Origin of the sequence: Burkholderia sp. AU16741 (assembly GCF_002223345.1) — a bacterium.
GTDB lineage: Bacteria > Pseudomonadota > Gammaproteobacteria > Burkholderiales > Burkholderiaceae > Burkholderia > Burkholderia sola.
The window spans coordinates 541,254-555,789 of record NZ_NKEZ01000008.1 but is presented as its reverse complement, the minus strand read 5'-3'; the positions used below and the strand labels follow the sequence as shown (position 1 = coordinate 555,789).

The 14,536-nt window shown below is 66.8% G+C and carries 12 protein-coding genes and 3 pseudogenes; 6 read left to right on the top strand and 9 right to left on the bottom strand.

Annotated features, from left to right (window positions below):
- Positions 1–184: 184 nt before the first annotated feature.
- Positions 185–1,213, top strand: coding sequence for an alcohol dehydrogenase AdhP (adhP, locus tag CFB89_RS22960; protein ID WP_089469870.1), 1,029 nt, complete (start codon positions 185–187; stop codon positions 1,211–1,213).
- Between the two features lie 70 nt (positions 1,214–1,283).
- On the opposite strand, the gene CFB89_RS22955 is transcribed toward adhP, so the two are convergent.
- The 3 genes from CFB89_RS22955 to CFB89_RS22945 form a co-directional block, all read right to left on the bottom strand.
- Positions 1,284–2,729: a sialidase family protein gene (locus CFB89_RS22955; RefSeq protein ID WP_089469869.1), complete on the bottom strand. Its 1,446-nt coding sequence runs from the start codon at positions 2,727–2,729 to the stop codon at positions 1,284–1,286.
- A 453-nt stretch (positions 2,730–3,182) separates the two neighbouring features.
- Positions 3,183–3,614, bottom strand: a complete 432-nt coding sequence (locus CFB89_RS22950; protein ID WP_089469868.1) for a MarR family winged helix-turn-helix transcriptional regulator — start codon at positions 3,612–3,614, stop codon at positions 3,183–3,185.
- Positions 3,611–4,528, bottom strand: coding sequence for a serine aminopeptidase domain-containing protein (locus tag CFB89_RS22945; protein WP_089469867.1), 918 nt, complete (start codon positions 4,526–4,528; stop codon positions 3,611–3,613). The genes CFB89_RS22950 and CFB89_RS22945 overlap by 4 nt, the downstream gene beginning before the upstream one ends.
- Before the next feature lie 309 nt (positions 4,529–4,837).
- Between CFB89_RS22945 and CFB89_RS35680 the strand changes: the two are divergent.
- Positions 4,838–5,562 (top strand): annotated as a pseudogene (locus CFB89_RS35680) (hypothetical protein); the annotation flags it as partial.
- 148 nt (positions 5,563–5,710) lie between these two features.
- The gene (locus CFB89_RS22935; RefSeq protein ID WP_089469866.1) at positions 5,711–6,271 is read left to right on the top strand and encodes a hypothetical protein; all 561 of its coding nucleotides are present in this window, start codon (positions 5,711–5,713) and stop codon (positions 6,269–6,271) included.
- 48 nt (positions 6,272–6,319) lie between these two features.
- Here CFB89_RS22935 and CFB89_RS22930 read toward each other — a convergent pair.
- The 3 genes and pseudogenes from CFB89_RS22930 to CFB89_RS22925 form a co-directional block, all read right to left on the bottom strand.
- Positions 6,320–6,495 (bottom strand): annotated as a pseudogene (locus tag CFB89_RS22930) (ABC transporter substrate-binding protein); the annotation flags it as partial.
- Positions 6,496–6,567 (bottom strand): annotated as a pseudogene (locus tag CFB89_RS35675) (GNAT family N-acetyltransferase); the annotation flags it as partial.
- Positions 6,568–6,753: 186 nt separating this feature from the next.
- Positions 6,754–7,677 carry a recombination-associated protein RdgC gene (locus tag CFB89_RS22925; RefSeq protein ID WP_089469865.1) on the bottom strand — a complete coding sequence of 308 codons (924 nt, stop codon included), beginning with the start codon at positions 7,675–7,677 and terminating at the stop codon, positions 6,754–6,756.
- 178 nt (positions 7,678–7,855) lie between these two features.
- On the opposite strand from CFB89_RS22925, the gene CFB89_RS22920 reads away from it, so the two are divergent.
- Positions 7,856–8,923 (top strand): hypothetical protein, encoded by a 1,068-nt coding sequence (locus CFB89_RS22920; protein ID WP_373559875.1) that lies wholly within the window; start codon positions 7,856–7,858, stop codon positions 8,921–8,923.
- A gap of 59 nt (positions 8,924–8,982) precedes the next feature.
- Here CFB89_RS22920 and CFB89_RS22915 read toward each other — a convergent pair whose 3' ends face one another.
- The gene (locus tag CFB89_RS22915; RefSeq protein WP_089469863.1) at positions 8,983–10,014 is read right to left on the bottom strand and encodes a succinylglutamate desuccinylase/aspartoacylase family protein; all 1,032 of its coding nucleotides are present in this window, start codon (positions 10,012–10,014) and stop codon (positions 8,983–8,985) included.
- A 595-nt stretch (positions 10,015–10,609) separates the two neighbouring features.
- On the opposite strand from CFB89_RS22915, the gene CFB89_RS22910 reads away from it, so the two are divergent.
- Positions 10,610–12,013, top strand: a complete 1,404-nt coding sequence (locus CFB89_RS22910) for an OFA family MFS transporter (RefSeq protein WP_089469862.1) — start codon at positions 10,610–10,612, stop codon at positions 12,011–12,013.
- A gap of 18 nt (positions 12,014–12,031) precedes the next feature.
- Positions 12,032–12,163 carry an oxalate:formate antiporter gene (locus tag CFB89_RS22905; protein ID WP_089469861.1) on the top strand — a complete coding sequence of 44 codons (132 nt, stop codon included), beginning with the start codon at positions 12,032–12,034 and terminating at the stop codon, positions 12,161–12,163.
- A 272-nt stretch (positions 12,164–12,435) separates the two neighbouring features.
- Here the strand turns inward: CFB89_RS22905 and CFB89_RS22900 are convergent, their stop codons facing one another.
- Both CFB89_RS22900 and CFB89_RS22895 read right to left on the bottom strand, forming a co-directional pair.
- On the bottom strand, positions 12,436–12,711 hold the full coding sequence (locus CFB89_RS22900; RefSeq protein WP_089469860.1) for a hypothetical protein: 276 nt from the start codon (positions 12,709–12,711) through the stop codon (positions 12,436–12,438).
- 252 nt (positions 12,712–12,963) lie between these two features.
- A complete protein-coding gene (locus CFB89_RS22895) occupies positions 12,964–14,520 on the bottom strand; it encodes a sensor domain-containing diguanylate cyclase (protein ID WP_089469859.1) in 1,557 nt (518 codons plus the stop codon).
- Positions 14,521–14,536: the final 16 nt, after the last annotated feature.

Below are 14,536 nucleotides of genomic sequence, written 5' to 3'. Positions count from 1 at the left end.
GGCGGCGAAGCGGCGTGCGTGCGCCGGGTCGGGCTTTCGCGCCGCACGACGCCGCACGACGCCGCTCGTGGCGAAGCCATGTCGGCCGTTGCATCCGATCCGTTCCGATGCGTTGACGCGTATCAACGTGCGCCGATGCCGAAACCGGATACTGGGTCGCTCATCGACCAGACAGGAGCAACGCATGACCCAGACCATGAAAGCGGCCGTGGTACACGCGTTCGGCGAGCCGTTGCGCATCGAGGAAGTCCCGATCCCCGCACCGGGGCCGGGCCAGATTCTCGTCAACATCAAGGCGTCGGGCGTCTGCCATACCGATCTGCACGCGGCCGACGGCGACTGGCCCGTCAAGCCGTCGCTGCCGTTCATCCCGGGCCACGAAGGCGTCGGGATCGTCGCGGCGGTCGGCGCGGGCGTCACCCACGTGCGCGAGGGCGATCGCGTCGGCGTGCCGTGGCTCTACACGGCTTGCGGCCATTGCGAGTACTGCAGCACGGGCTGGGAAACGCTGTGCCATGGCCAGCAGAACACCGGCTATTCGGTGAACGGCAGCTACGCGGAATACGTGCTGGCCGATCCAGATTACGTCGGCCAGTTGCCCGCGCAGGTGGCGTTCGACGAGATCGCGCCGATCCTGTGCGCGGGCGTCACGGTCTACAAGGGCATTCGCGTCACCGACACGCGGCCGGGCCAGTGGCTCGCGATCTCCGGCATCGGCGGTCTCGGGCACGTGGCCGTGCAATATGCGCGTGCGATGGGCCTGCACGTCGCCGCCATCGACATCTCGCCCGACAAGCTCGCGCTGGCGCGGCAGCTGGGCGCGCACCTGACGATCGATGCGTCGGTCGACGACCCGGCGAAGGTGCTTCAGAAGGAAATCGGCGGCGCGCATGGCGTGCTCGTCACGGCCGTGTCGCGCAGCGCGTTCGCGCAGGCGCTCGGGATGGTCCGCCGCGGCGGCACGGTGGCGCTCAACGGCTTGCCGCCGGGCGATTTCCCGTTGCCGATCTTCTCGACCGTGCTGAACGGCATCACCGTACGCGGGTCGATCGTCGGCACGCGGCGCGATCTGCAAGAGTCGCTCGATTTCGCGGCGGAAGGCCTGGTGCGCGCGCACATCCATCGCGACCGGCTCGCCAACATCAACGACGTATTCGCGAAGCTGCGGGAAGGGAAGGTCGACGGCCGCATCGTGCTGACCGACATGCATTGATGCCGTGAACGTGCGCACGCCGCCGCGCGACGCATGGCATCGCGGCGGCGGCGTGACGGTCATCCTCGCATCACGGCGCGAAGAATACGTCGGTGCGGTTCGTCAGGTTGCCCGCGTTGGTCTGGACGAAGAACGGATGGAACGACGATGACGGCAGCACGTCGAGCCCCTGGTAGTCGCCGATGAAGAACCCTTCGGCGTTGGGCGCGAGCTTCATGTCGAACGGGCCGCCGACGCGCCGCTCGTCGGCGAACGTGGCGCCGGCGTCGTGCGAGATCTTGCGCCAGAAGCCGGTCGGCAGCGTCGTCGTGTTGCCGGCCTGCAGGTCGCGGAAGTCGTAGTACGTGACCATGACCGCCCCCGTGTTGTCGACGCGCACCGACGGATTGAACGCGGGGCGCCCGGTCGGCGTGTTCACCTGTTGCGGCGCCCTCCAGGTCGCGCCGCCATCCTTCGACGTCGATAGCGCGATCTCGTCGTACGTGCCGCCGTTGAAGCGGCTGTCCTGCCACGCGACGTAGAGCTGCCCGGATGCCGGGTCGATCGCCGGCTCCGGAATGATGTCGCCGGTGCGCACGGGTTCGCCGGTGTTCGGATCCGTGACGCCGGCCGTCTGCAGCCCCGCGATGATCCGCGGTTTGGTCCACGTCGCGCCGTCGTCGGTCGACTTGACGAACGCGACCTTGCCGGCCGCCTTGTTGAACGGCGGCTGGATCAGGTCGAAGAAATCGTATAGCGTGCCGCTCTTTGGATCGACGACGATCTGGTTGCCGATCGTCTGCTGGCGCGACGGCACGTCGACGATGACCTTCGCGGCGCTCCACGTCTTGCCGCCGTCGGTCGTCTTCGAGAACAGCGTCGGCCCGCGGTACGCCTGCGTGTGCAGGTTCGCGTACGGGTTGCCGTTCGGCAGTTCGAGGCGGTCCCATACCGCATATGCGGTGCCGGCCTTCACCGGGTTGGCCGTCACCGATTCCTTGTCGTTGAAGAACTGCGTCGTCGGCTCGTCGTTCGCGATCAGCACGGCCGGGTTGCTCCACGTCTGCCCGCCGTCGGTCGACACCGACGCGCCGACCGCGTTGGCGTTGTTCGACTGATTGAACGAGATCGACACCGAGTAAGCGGTGCCGTCCGGCCCGAACGAGACCCACGGATCGGACGCACGTTCGTACTTGAGTCCGCCCGGCGCGCAGGCGCTGAACGGCTGCGGCGTGCGCGCCCAGGTTGCGCCCGCATCGAACGTGTAGCCGGCGACGAGCCCGTGGGCGCCGCCGTTCGACCAGCGGTCCTGCTGCCACACGCCGATCATGTTGTTCGGGTTCGCCGGGTTGACCGCGAGCCACGGTTCGACTTCTGCATTCACGTAGTTGGTGCCGGGGCCGCCGACGGTGCACGCGGCGAACGGGCTCGGGCCGGACACGACGACGGGCTCGGCATGCGCGGCGGCAGCGGCGGCCAGCGCCATCGCGGCGGACAGGCGGGTGACAAGCGGATGGGACACGATCATGCGTCGCATGGACGACTCCTCGGTGAGGTGCGAATGCGATGGCGGGGCAAGACGAGACGACGCGAGCCGGGGCGCGGTCAATCGTGCCGCGCACGTCGTGACGTGCCATTCAGCGTGCCGCTTCAGTCATCGCCATCCGCGTGCGCTGGATGCCGCCAGCGCTTCGGTTAAGACTCCTCTTCGTTTTCAATGCTTGTCGGGTGTGTCTGCGATGTCGACCCGACGGGAACGCCAGTGCGGGCATGCGACGAATGTGTCGAAGTGGATTGCAATGTAGGCGATTCGAATGTCGCGCGACAGGCGGTTTTTTGTAACAGGACGTAGCCGGAAAGCGTTGCCGGAAGCCGGTGGCCGGCACGCAAGATTTGCCGTTGCGGCGGCATGAAAGTCGAATCGAAGACGCGAATCGCAATCGCTTGCGATGGAGGCCGGCGCGCGCCGGTCGCGAGCGCGATGCGCTGTTCAGCGCTCCGCCGGAAACCGCTCCTGCAATGCGTGCAGCCAGCGTGCGACGACGTCGAGTTCGTCGTCGGAGAAGCCGTCGCACAGCTTGCCGTTGAGTTCGCGCAGCAGCACACGCGCACGCTTGAGTGCCGCGTGGCCTTCGTCGGTCAGGTACAGCCGCGTTGCGCGGCCGTCGTCCGAATCGGCGTGACGCGTAATCAGGCCGGCCTTCGCCATCCGGTCGGCGAGCCCCGTCATCGCGGAGGGCGCAAGCTGCAATGCGGCGCCGACTTCGCCGATCAGCGCGCCGTCCTGCTTCGCGAGACAGAACAGCGCACCGGCCTGCGCGGCGCTCGCGCGCGTGTCGGCCTCGGCCTTGCGGTCGATCCAGCGCTGCACGCGCCGCTGGCCGATGTTCAACAGGAAAAACAGTCGTCGGTCTTCGCTCAAGCTGGGTTCCCGGCTGCAACGGAAAGGGAGGGACGGCCCGCGGTGCGCGGCGTGTCGAGCGCCTGCGCGAGCCAGTCGGCGACGTCGGGCCACAACACGGCGCCGGGCCGGCTGCGAAAGAAGCCCATGTGCCCGACCGGGCCGCTGCCCGCCGCGCGCGGATCGATCTGACGGCGCTCGACCTTCGCGCGGGTCAGATAGCTTACCAGCAGGCCGATCGCGGCCGGGTTCGCCCACGGATCGTCGTCGAAGCCGAGCGCGAGGATCGGCAACTGCTGCTTCGAGAAGCGTTCGGCCGCGCCGAGCGTCGGATCGTCGAAGAAGTAGTGCGGCAGCGTCGTCCAGTGGCTCCATTCGCGGAACACGCCGGCCGGCAGATCCTCGCCGAGCCCGAGCCGCCTGCCGGGCACGTAGCCGAGCAGCGCGGACGTCAGCGGGCCGAGCACGCGCAGGATCAGCCGCACCTTCAGGCGTTCGGCCGCGTGCGCGATCAGCCGCGTGCTGCCCGCATGCGCGGCGACCAGCACGGCCGCGCGCAGATGCGTCGTCGCGCCGGACAGGCCGATCGCGTGCCCGCCGACGCTGTGGCCGACCGCCAGCAGCGGCAACCCTTCATAGGCGTGCCGCGCCCACGCGGTCGCGGCGCCCACGTCGAGTTCCATCCAGTCGCGCATGCGGGCCCGCAGCGCGCCCAGGCGCGCGGGCCGCGATGCGCCGATGCCGCGATAGTCGTAGGTCAGCGCCGCGAAACCGCGCTCGGTCAGGAACCGCGCGAAGCCCGCGTACAGCCGCTCGGGCACGGCCGTCGCCGGATGGATCAGGACCAGCGCGCGCGGTGTCGCGTCCGGCGACCACAGCGTGCCGTGCAGCACGTAGCCGTCCGCGGCGGAAAACTCGATAGGTTGGGAGGGCATGGTCGTGCTCGCTCGGGCAGTTATTTCGTATGCGAAATATAGTCGGGAATTTATTTCGCGCGCGAAATATCTATCGAGAAATCCTTCGAACTTCACGGGGTGGCGGCCGGCGGCGAGCACCGGGCATGCACCCGTACTTCATAAAATATTTGCATCTTTGCAGAGAAGAAGATTGCATTTGTGTCATGTCGTGGATCGACAGATCTTCACCGGTTCCATCCATCTCGCCGGCGGTTTCGCACGGCGGACAAAACGGACAAAAGGGCGTCGCCGCCGTCGCGCGGCTGCCCGCCAACTTTCCGGAGGATCATGTTGCTGAGCCGAATCGTCACGGCGCTCTTGCTGGCGCTCGCCGCGCAGCCGGGCATCGCCAAGGACACCGTCACGCTGCGCGTCGGTGAACAGAACGACTTCAACACCCAGGCGTCGATGGAAGCGTCCGGCGTGCTGAAGGACCTGCCGTACACGATCGAATGGAAGCACTTCCAGGCCGCCGCGCCGGTGGCCGAAAGCCTGAACGGCAACGCGATCGACCTCGGCTTCCTCGGCGATTCCGCGCTGCGTACCTGATGCCGATCGACGCGGCCAACGCGCTCGCGAACGGCTCGGTCGATGCGGTATCGCGGTGGGAGCTGTTCGTCAGCACGCTCGCGTTGCGGCAGGGCGCGCGGCCCGTGACGACCGCGCAGGGGCTGATGCCGGCGCTGAGCTTCGTCGCCGCGAACGAGCAGGCCGCGTCGCGCAAGCGCGCCGAGATCACCGATTTCCTGCGGCGCGTGGTGGCCGCGCGCCAGTGGGTCGACAGCCATCCGCGCGAGTACGCGGACCTGTGGGCGAAACGCGCGAATCTCGAAGCCGACGTCGCGTATCGCTGGCTCGACAACGCGAAACAGCGCGTGAGCCCGGTTGACGAGACGGCCGCGAAGGATGCGCAGAACACGGCCGACTTCCTGCACAAGTCAGGCGTGATTCCGGCTGCGTACGACACGTCGAAGCTACTCGACCGCTCGTATGCGGGCGCGTTCGCGGCGCCTCCCCGAGTCGGGGCTGAACCGCCGCCGGTTACAATCCGCGAATCGGACCATGGGCCATGGCCGACGAGAGCGGGATCGCGAGGCGCCGCACGGGTAGCGCCGTCTTACGATTCGAAATCAGAAATCGAATAACGAAGCGAAGCAATCGATGCGAAAGATGGCAGGGGTTTTACTGGCATGCGGGGTGCTGGCCGGTTGTGCGAATACCGGGGCGAATCGTGGTGGCGCGTACGATCCGGCAACGGAAGCGCGGATTCGGGTGTATCTGGGCGCCAGTTCCCATTTTTATTTCAACACCACCTGCGAACCGACCGACGACTGGTTTCTCAAGGGGCCGCCCGGCATGGATGTAGCCGTGCCGGGTTTTACGCGTGCACTGGCGGGCAACACGACGATCGGCATGCCGCTGCCGGATGACGCATACAAGTACTACGACGAGTACGTGGTCAAGGCGAACCTGCCGCTCACGATGACGTTTCAGATCGGCGGACAGCGGATCATCGACATGGGCGCGGCGGGCACGACCACCATCAGCCAGCGCGTCGAGCATGTTGCGCGGTCGTTCGTGCCGCAACCCGGTCTCGACTATGAAGTGTTCCCCTACGAAGCGAAATGGGGAATCGAGGCCAAGCTGCGGCAACTGCATGTGAACGGCAAGCAGGTGTCGACGACCGACGTGGACCTGGCTCGCGCGCCGCGCTGCCCGTGACGGACCTCGCCGAAACCTGGCCGGATTGGCGCGCCGCGCTGCCGCGCGTCAGAACGACGGCAACCCCGGCGGATTGGTCTGCGCCCGTGCGATCGCCTCGCTCTGCAATCCCCAGCGCGCGAGCGCCTGCCCGTCGCGGCCGTTGCCGATCAGCGCATTGGCGCGAGCGTCAGCGCGGGCGCGAGCCCGCTGCCGCGACGCGTCGCGATCGCGACATCCGCATTTAGCACGAACGCGCCGTCGGGCGGCGCGAACAGTTCGGCCGGGTAGCGCGCGAATTCGCCGCGCGCCGATAGCGCCTCCCCGCCGGCACGCCGCTCCCATCTGGTTACCGGCTCAACGCGCCATGCCGCTCACGCGACATTCGGCACGTGGCCGTCAGGGGCGCGAGTGCCAGGCCGGAGTCCGCCGCCAGCGTGGCGACGGATGTTCCTCGAATTGTCGCGTCAGCGCGGGGCGACGATCGTCAACGACGACGGCGTTCAGGCTGCCGCCGCCTGAGGAATCGCGTCCTGCCGATCGCCGCCCAGGATCTCGACAAGGCTGGTCAGCATCCGCGCCAATTCACCCGTCATCAGCGTGAAATCCGAATCGAAGCGTTCATCGTCGTTCTGCGCGGTGGGATCCGCCGCCTCCTTGATCACGTCGAGCGGCGTGACGCGCTTGATCGTCAGCGACGGTGTCAGCACGAACGAGATCCGGTCATCCCAGGTCATCGCGAGGCGCATGCACTGTTTGCCGGCTTCGATGTGCCGGCGCATGTCGTTCGCTTCCAGCGCGTGGCCGACGTATCGCACCGTGGCGCCGCCTTCGCCGCTCGAGCGCAGCTCGGCGTCCTGATCGACGGTGAATCCGCCCGGCGCGTCGCCGGACAGCAGCCAGTCCGTCATCGCGGCGACCGGCGAACGCGCCACCTGAACGCCGGCGAGCGGCAACGGGTCGATCGATTTCACGAGCAGGCTGCGAACGTCGTCGGCAAGCGCCTGGGCCGCCGCATCGATGACGAGCCAGCCGTTCGCCGTGTCGATCCACACGCGGGTATCGCGGCGAATGCTGAATGCGCGCGGCAGCAGTTCGTCGGTCACCTGTTCCTTGAGTTCGCGCAATTGCTTCCGGCCGACCTTGAAGCCCTGCTGCTCCTCGACTTCGAGGGCGCGCGCTTTGGTCACCTGATTGACGACCGACGCCGGGAGCAGCTTCTTTTCGGCACGAAACAGCAGCAGCATCTGCCGGTTGTTCGAATACACGAGCGCGCCGTCGTCACGCGGCGACGCCCATCCGGCACGCTGCATCTCGACGCTGCCGCCCGGCTGGAACGCGTGGGGCGCCAGCCATTTTTCCATCTGGTCGGGGGTAACGGCCCAGGGTGCGGGAAGACGATGAAGCTGAAGGTTCTTGAACCACATAGGCGTACGGGCAAAGCGCGTCATTCTAGCTGACGAGGCGGTTAGCGGCCAGTTGCGGACATTTGATGCATCGATCCACGATCGTGGGCAGTCCCGCTATCGGAAAAGAGAGACCATCGACGGCTGCGTCAGGATTGATGACAATGAAAGCCATTCCAACAAGAGGGCAAAAACAATGATGACTTCCGGCGACGGCCTGACCAGCCCGGCGCGGCTCCTGCGACTCGCCTCCTGGGCGATTGCGATCATCTTCGCCGTTTTTCTGAACATGCTCGGCAGTCTCGTGATCCGCGACATGGCGTTCGCCCCGAGGGGCGGTCCGCCGGTCGTCGAGCAATTCGCCGATGCGCCAGCGAAAGCGCGGCTGGACGCGGCACGGCGCCAACTGCAGACGCAGCGCGACGCGCTTGCCGAGAAGGCCGACACGATGGAAGTGGCGCGCGGCCGCGCCGCGAAGGAATACGCGGCCGAGAAGGAAAGCTTCCGCAACTGGCTGGCCACCCGCGCGGTGACAGGGGATGGGGCGAGAGATCCGGACATTCTGGCGAGAACCCGCAAGCTAGATGCGCTCCAGGCCGTGGTGGTCAACTGGCAGCATCAGATCGACGCGATCGGCGACCAGCAACGGGCACTGGCATCGCAGCAGGCTCGAGTCGACACGCAAATCGCCGAAGCGGACGCAGCCGCCGAACGGCGCTTCGACGACGCGACGCGGCGCTACGAGATGCAGGTGTTCGGGCTGCGGCTCGCGCTGACGCTGCCGATCCTGCTCGTCGCGACCTGGCTGTTCATCCGCTACCGGAAGGCGCGCTACTGGCCGTTCGTGTACGGTTTCGGCCTGTTTGCATTGAGCGCGTTTTTCATTGAACTGGTGCCGTACCTGCCGAATTTCGGCGGCTATGTGCGGGTCCTGGTCGGCATCGTGCTGACGGTATTCGCCGGCCTTTACATGATGAAGGCATTTCAGCGCTATGCCGAACGCAAACGGCTCGAGTTGCAGCAGGACCAGGGCGAACGGGCGCGCACGATCGGATACGAAAAAGCCGTCCGGTCGCTCGAGAAAAAGCGCTGCCCGTCATGCGACAAACAATGGAATCTCGGCGGCGACGACTCCACGTTCTGCGTGCATTGCGGATTAAGGCTTTTCAACGTATGCGAATGCGGCGGCCGGAATTTCTTCTTTTTCCCGCATTGCCATCAATGCGGCGTTGCGCAGGGGAGCGAGTCGCCGGCGTCGTCCGGCTGACGGCAGCGTGCAGCATCGGCATCCGCGCACGACGGTCATGAACGCGTCAGTCGGCTGCCTCACTCGATGACGCGCGGCGGCGTCGACAACTCCGCCAGCTGAAACAGGCAATCCCCGCGCTGGACCTGTGCCGGCACGCGCTTGCACACCACCTCGCCATCGCCGTTGAACCGGTGCAGCACCGGTTCGCGCAACGGCGTATCCGGGAAATGCACCCACGCGGCAGGCTGCCCGGCCTTCACCTGATCGCCGAGTTCGACGAGCGGCTCATACAGCCCGCGCTCGTACGCATAGACGAAATGGCGATCGCCGTCGACGCGCATGAAGCGCGTGACGGTCGGCGGCGCGTCCGGCACGAGCACGCCGTGCAACAGCCCGATATAGCCGAGGTAGTGCAGCAGCCCCTGGCGGCCGAGCCGGATCAGCGACGGATCGGCCATGCCGGCGCCGCCGAGTTCGGTCACGATCGAGATCGCGCCTTGCCGGCGCGCGGCCGACGCCGAATGCACGGGATTCGGCGCGTGCAGCAGCGCGTTCTGCAACCCGAACGCGACCAGCAGCCCGTGGAGCTTCTCCGCTTCGTCGGCGTCGAGCGGATCGATCGCGAGCATGTTGCCGCCCTGGTACAGCAGCGAGCTGCCGCCCGAATGCAGGTCGACCAGATACTGCGCGCGCGACAGCAGCGCGTGCTCGATGTAGTGGGCGATCATCTGCGTCGGCGTGCCGGTCGGCTCGCCGGGAAAACTGCGGTTCAGGTTGCCACCGTCGAGCGGCGACACGCGCAGGCCTGCGTCCGCCGCCGGGAAATTCGCCATCGGCAGCAGGATCAACTGCCCGCTGACCATGTCGGCCTCGATCTCGCGCATCAATTGCGACACGATGATCTGGCCTTCGTACTCGTCGCCGTGGTTGCCGGCCATCACGAGCGCGACCGGCCCGTCGCCGTTGCGGATCGACACGATCGGGATCGGCAGCCAGCCGTACGCGGAGCGGTGCACCGAGTGCGGCAGCCGCAGGTAGCCCGCATGCTTGCCTTGCGCGTCGAGATCGATTTCGCAGTGAATGGGATTTCGGGGGGAGGAGGAAGTCATGGCAGCGTCGTTCGATGAACGGAATCTGCCATCTTATAGAGGAAACGAGCGCTGCGCGCCGCGCCGGGCGCGTTCAGTGTCGAACGCCGGCACGTGTCGATCGAAATACGGTTCCCATACCGGGCTGATCCCCATTCATGCGTGCACGCACGCGCGGCGGAGAGTGTGCCGATGGCCGCGATGCACGACACGGGAGCCGCATCCGATGGCCCGTCGCGCCCATCCGTCGCGTGATTTAGAGGACCACATCGGTCGCGGTCACGCGACAAGCGATATCCCGTGAGGCCGCTTGCCGATGCCGCCGCCGCGGCCGGTCGGGCGGCGGCCGGCAGGTATTCAAGCATATCCCGATCCGCGTCGCCCGCCGGGTCATCGCGAATAGGATAAAAAATTGCATATTGAACATGCAGTTTTGATGCACTAAGTTCATCAAGGCCGATGCCAAAAACGGCCGGCGAATTGACCTGGTGCGACGTTCAATATGAACGCATGTTTCATATAAGGCGGCGCCCCCGCCAGCGAGCGGCGACAGCGTCCGGTCGAGACGCCGACATACAAAACGGATCGCACACGATCCCCAACGGAGACACCACTGATGAGCAGCGTTATCGAGCCAGGCGCCCCTGCGGGCGCCGCGCCTTTCTTTTCGAAGGAAGCCACCATCGCGCAACCGGGTTTTTCGCGCTGGATGGTGCCACCCGCGGCGCTGGCCGTGCATCTGTGCATCGGGCAGGCCTACGCGTTCTCCGTATTCAACGGCCCGCTCACGAAAGTGATCGGCGTCACCGACTCCGCGCCCGGCGACTGGTCGCTGACGACGCTTGGCTGGATCTTCTCGCTCGCGATCTTCTTCCTCGGCTTGTCGGCGGCCTTCGCCGGCAAGTGGCTCGAACGGGTCGGCCCGCGTCGCACCATGTTCACGGCGGCATGCTGCTTCGGCGGCGGCTTCCTGATTTCCGCGCTCGGCGTGAAGACGCACCAGATCATGCTGCTGTACATCGGCTACGGCGTGGTCGGCGGCATCGGACTGGGGCTCGGCTATGTGTCGCCGGTCTCGACGCTGATCCGCTGGTTTCCCGATCGCCGCGGGATGGCGACCGGGATGGCGATCATGGGCTTCGGCGGCGGCGCGATGATCGCCGCCCCGCTGTCCGTCGCGCTGATGAATCACTTCAAGAGCGCGACGAGCGTCGGCGTCGCGGAGACGTTCATCGTGCTCGGCATCGCGTACTTCATCTCGATGTCGATCGGCGCGCTCGCGATCCGCGTGCCGCCCGCCGGTTGGAAGCCGGCCGGCTGGACGCCGCCCGCGGTGACGAAGAACAAGATGATCACGTCGAATCACGTGCACATCGACGAAGCGCTGAAGACGCCGCAGTTCTATCTGATCTGGCTCGTGCTGTTCCTCAACGTGACCGCCGGGATCGGCATCATCGGGCAGGCGTCGGTGATGATTCAGGAAAGTTTCAAGGGGGCGGTGAGCGCGGCTGCCGCGGCCGGCTTCGTCGGGCTGCTGTCGTTGTTCAACATGGGCGGGCGCTTCGTTTGGGCGTCGGCGTCGGACTGGGTGGGCCGCAAGAACACGTATTTCATTTTCTTCGCGCTCGGCGCGGTGCTGTATTTCTGCGCGCCGCTGTTTGCGTCGTCGGGGCAGATCGCGTTGTTCGTGCTGACGTTCTGCCTGATTCTGTCGATGTATGGCGGCGGGTTCTCGACGGTGCCGGCGTATCTCGCGGACATGTTCGGGACCGCGTACGTCGGCGGGATTCATGGACGCCTGCTGACCGCGTGGGCCGCGGCGGGTATCGCGGGGCCGGTGCTGGTGAACTACATCCGCGCGTATGAAGTTGCGCACGGCGTCGTGAAGGCCGACGCATACACGATGACGGTTCACATCATGGCGGCGCTGCTCGTGATCGGTTTCGTCTGCAACCTGTTCGTCAAGCACGTGAACGAGCGCCATCACATGACCGATGCGCAGCTCGAAGCCGGCAAATAAATTCTGGAGACGCTCGAAATGAATCAAACCGTGACTGCCGTTCGTCCGACCAACAAGGCGATGCTGGCCGTGTTCTGGCTGTACGTGCTGGTGCCGCTGGCTTGGGGCGTGGTGAATACGTTGACGACGGCGATGAAGTTGTTCGGCTGAAGGGAAGGGCGCGCGGCAGCCGGATGGGGGGCGGCGTCGGGCATCCACGTGCGGTGCGCGCTGGGGTGACCCTGTCGGGATCGGCTGATGATCGATGTCGTTGCATCCAACGCCGGTCGCGATTGCCCGCGTTCTTCTCGACCGGCGAGAGGCCCCGTCAGACGACGCGGATGTTGCAGCGGTGACGCACGCCGGCGCTCAGGCCGGCAGCATTCGCGCATCCGAGTTCGCGCCGATCCCTTGTCGCGACAGGATCGGCGCGTGCAACGGACTCACCGGCCGGATGTTTCAGCTTCGAGACGTCCTTCTTCCCACAGTGCCCAGAAACGGCTGCCGGCGCGATACGGATTCGCCCGCCGCGCGGCGTGATCGGCGACGCCCTGGCGAAACGCGCCGTACAGCGTGAGCGGCGGATTGTCGATGCATGCGGCTTCGTACGCGGCCGGCATCCGGCGGTCGGACACGAGCCGGCGGATCAGCGATGCGCCGTCGATCACCGCCTGTTCGTCGATGATGTCGGTTTGCGCGAGGACGTCGACGGTATTCATGTTGGGCTCCCTGAAACGTTCTTTCCCCATCAAGAAGCAATAAGAATGCCAGCCGGTAAATGCCGCCCTCTGCTTCGATCGTGCGGGCTTCTGCCGTCATCGTGCCGGGTGCCGGCCTGCGATGTTACGGAACACGTCACGTGACATGCGAACGCGCGGCGCCACGTGCGAACCCGCAAAGCGTTTCGGAATTGAATCGTCGGGAAGCGGCGGCAGGCCCGGAAAGGGCGGATGCGCGGCGCGCGCGGCGGCTCAGGTCGCGGCGGCCGGCGCCATGCGGCGGCTGCCGCTGCCGCTCGAGTAGAAGCAGTAGATGCCCTTGCCGGCCGACTTCGCGTCGTACAGCGCGCTGTCGGCCTGCCGGATCAGCTCGTCGGGCGAGCCGTGCCCGTCGTCGAGCGCGATGCCGATGCTGATGCCGATACAGACGGTCTCGCCGATCGACAGTACGTACGGCGCCGAAATCTGCCGGATGATCCGCGCGGCGAGGATCGAGCACGCCTGCATCGTCGTGTCGTCGATCGCGATGACGAATTCGTCGCCGCCGATGCGTGCGGCGAGCTCGCCCGGCGGCAGCGTCTTGCCGAGCCGCTCGGCCACTTGCGTGAGCAGTTCGTCGCCGGCCTGGTGGCCGAAGCGATCGTTGATCGACTTGAAGCCGTCGAGGTCGAGATACATGACGGCGAGCGCGGGGCTCGGCAGTCGCGGCCGGCGCGCGAGCATCCGCTTGAGCGCCGCATGCAGTTCGTGGCGGTTCGGCAACCCCGTCAGCGCATCGTGCCGCGCGAGGTGCCGGATATGCTGTTCGGTCTGGCGGCGCGCGGTGACGTCCTCGACGATGATCACCGCGTTGCCGTCCGGCACGCGGTGGCGCGTCAGTTCGAGCTGGCGGCCGTCGGCGAGCACGATGTCGAGCGGCCCGCACTCGGTGCGGCTCAGCCACGCGTCGCACTGCGCGGCGAGGCCGGCGCCGCCGGGATCGGTCGCGGCATGGGCGCCGAGCGCGGCGACCACGGCCGGCAGCGGCGTATCGAGCATGATCTCGCGCGGCGAGCCGAACAGTTGCGCGGTGCGCCGGTTCGCGACGATCACGCGACTGTCGCCGTCGATCATGCACAGGCCGTGCGGCATGTAGGTGAGGGCCGCGTCGAAGCGCGCGACGAGTTCGGCGTTGCGCTGGCGTGCGGCGATCAGCGCAACGAGCACGCGGTAGTGACGCTGCACGACCGTACGCATCGCCGCCAGGTAGATCGCGAGCGGCGGCAACAGCAGCCACGCGCCCGGCCGATGGGCCAGCAGCGCGCCGACGCCGATCGGCAGCACGCCGAGCGCGACCTGCGTCATCGCGAGCCGCGGCAGCGCCGAGTTGCGCGACGCGATCCCGCCGAACACGCCGCCCGCGACCATCACGGACAGCGTGCCGAGTTCGACGTCGGTGGCCTGCACGCAGCCCATCACGCCGAGGCCGAGCACGAAGCAGGCAACGAGCGACACCGGCGCATAGCGCATCGCCCAGTATTCGGCGCGATCGTCGCCGGCGTTGCGCCGCACCGTGTAGGCCCGTGCGATCGACAGGCGCGCAATGAGCAGGCCGACGTCGGCGACGAGCCATGCGAGGCACCACAGCTGCTGCAGCCGGATCAGCGCGACGGCCGCGACGAAGCCGCTCGCGAGTCCGGACAGCGCCATCGGGCGCACGTCCTCGAACAGCGTCACGAGCATCGACGGACGCAGCGCGGCCGTCACGCGGTGGTTGCCGGAGGGTGGAGTGGCGAGAACGGAGTTCAGGAGAGACGCGCTGACTGCCATGATTGTCGACCTCGAC

Coding starts and splice junctions, on each gene's coding strand:
- adhP (WP_089469870.1), top strand. CDS start 185: ATGACCCAGACCATGAAAGCGGCCGTGGTACACGCGTTCGGCGAGCCG.
- CFB89_RS22955 (WP_089469869.1), bottom strand. CDS start 2,729: ATGCGACGCATGATCGTGTCCCATCCGCTTGTCACCCGCCTGTCCGCC.
- CFB89_RS22945 (WP_089469867.1), bottom strand. CDS start 4,528: ATGCCCTCCCAACCTATCGAGTTTTCCGCCGCGGACGGCTACGTGCTG.
- CFB89_RS22935 (WP_089469866.1), top strand. CDS start 5,711: ATGCGAAAGATGGCAGGGGTTTTACTGGCATGCGGGGTGCTGGCCGGT.
- CFB89_RS22925 (WP_089469865.1), bottom strand. CDS start 7,677: ATGTGGTTCAAGAACCTTCAGCTTCATCGTCTTCCCGCACCCTGGGCC.
- CFB89_RS22920 (WP_373559875.1), top strand. CDS start 7,856: ATGACTTCCGGCGACGGCCTGACCAGCCCGGCGCGGCTCCTGCGACTC.
- CFB89_RS22915 (WP_089469863.1), bottom strand. CDS start 10,014: ATGACTTCCTCCTCCCCCCGAAATCCCATTCACTGCGAAATCGATCTC.
- CFB89_RS22910 (WP_089469862.1), top strand. CDS start 10,610: ATGAGCAGCGTTATCGAGCCAGGCGCCCCTGCGGGCGCCGCGCCTTTC.
- CFB89_RS22905 (WP_089469861.1), top strand. CDS start 12,032: ATGAATCAAACCGTGACTGCCGTTCGTCCGACCAACAAGGCGATGCTG.
- CFB89_RS22900 (WP_089469860.1), bottom strand. CDS start 12,711: ATGAATACCGTCGACGTCCTCGCGCAAACCGACATCATCGACGAACAG.
- CFB89_RS22895 (WP_089469859.1), bottom strand. CDS start 14,520: ATGGCAGTCAGCGCGTCTCTCCTGAACTCCGTTCTCGCCACTCCACCC.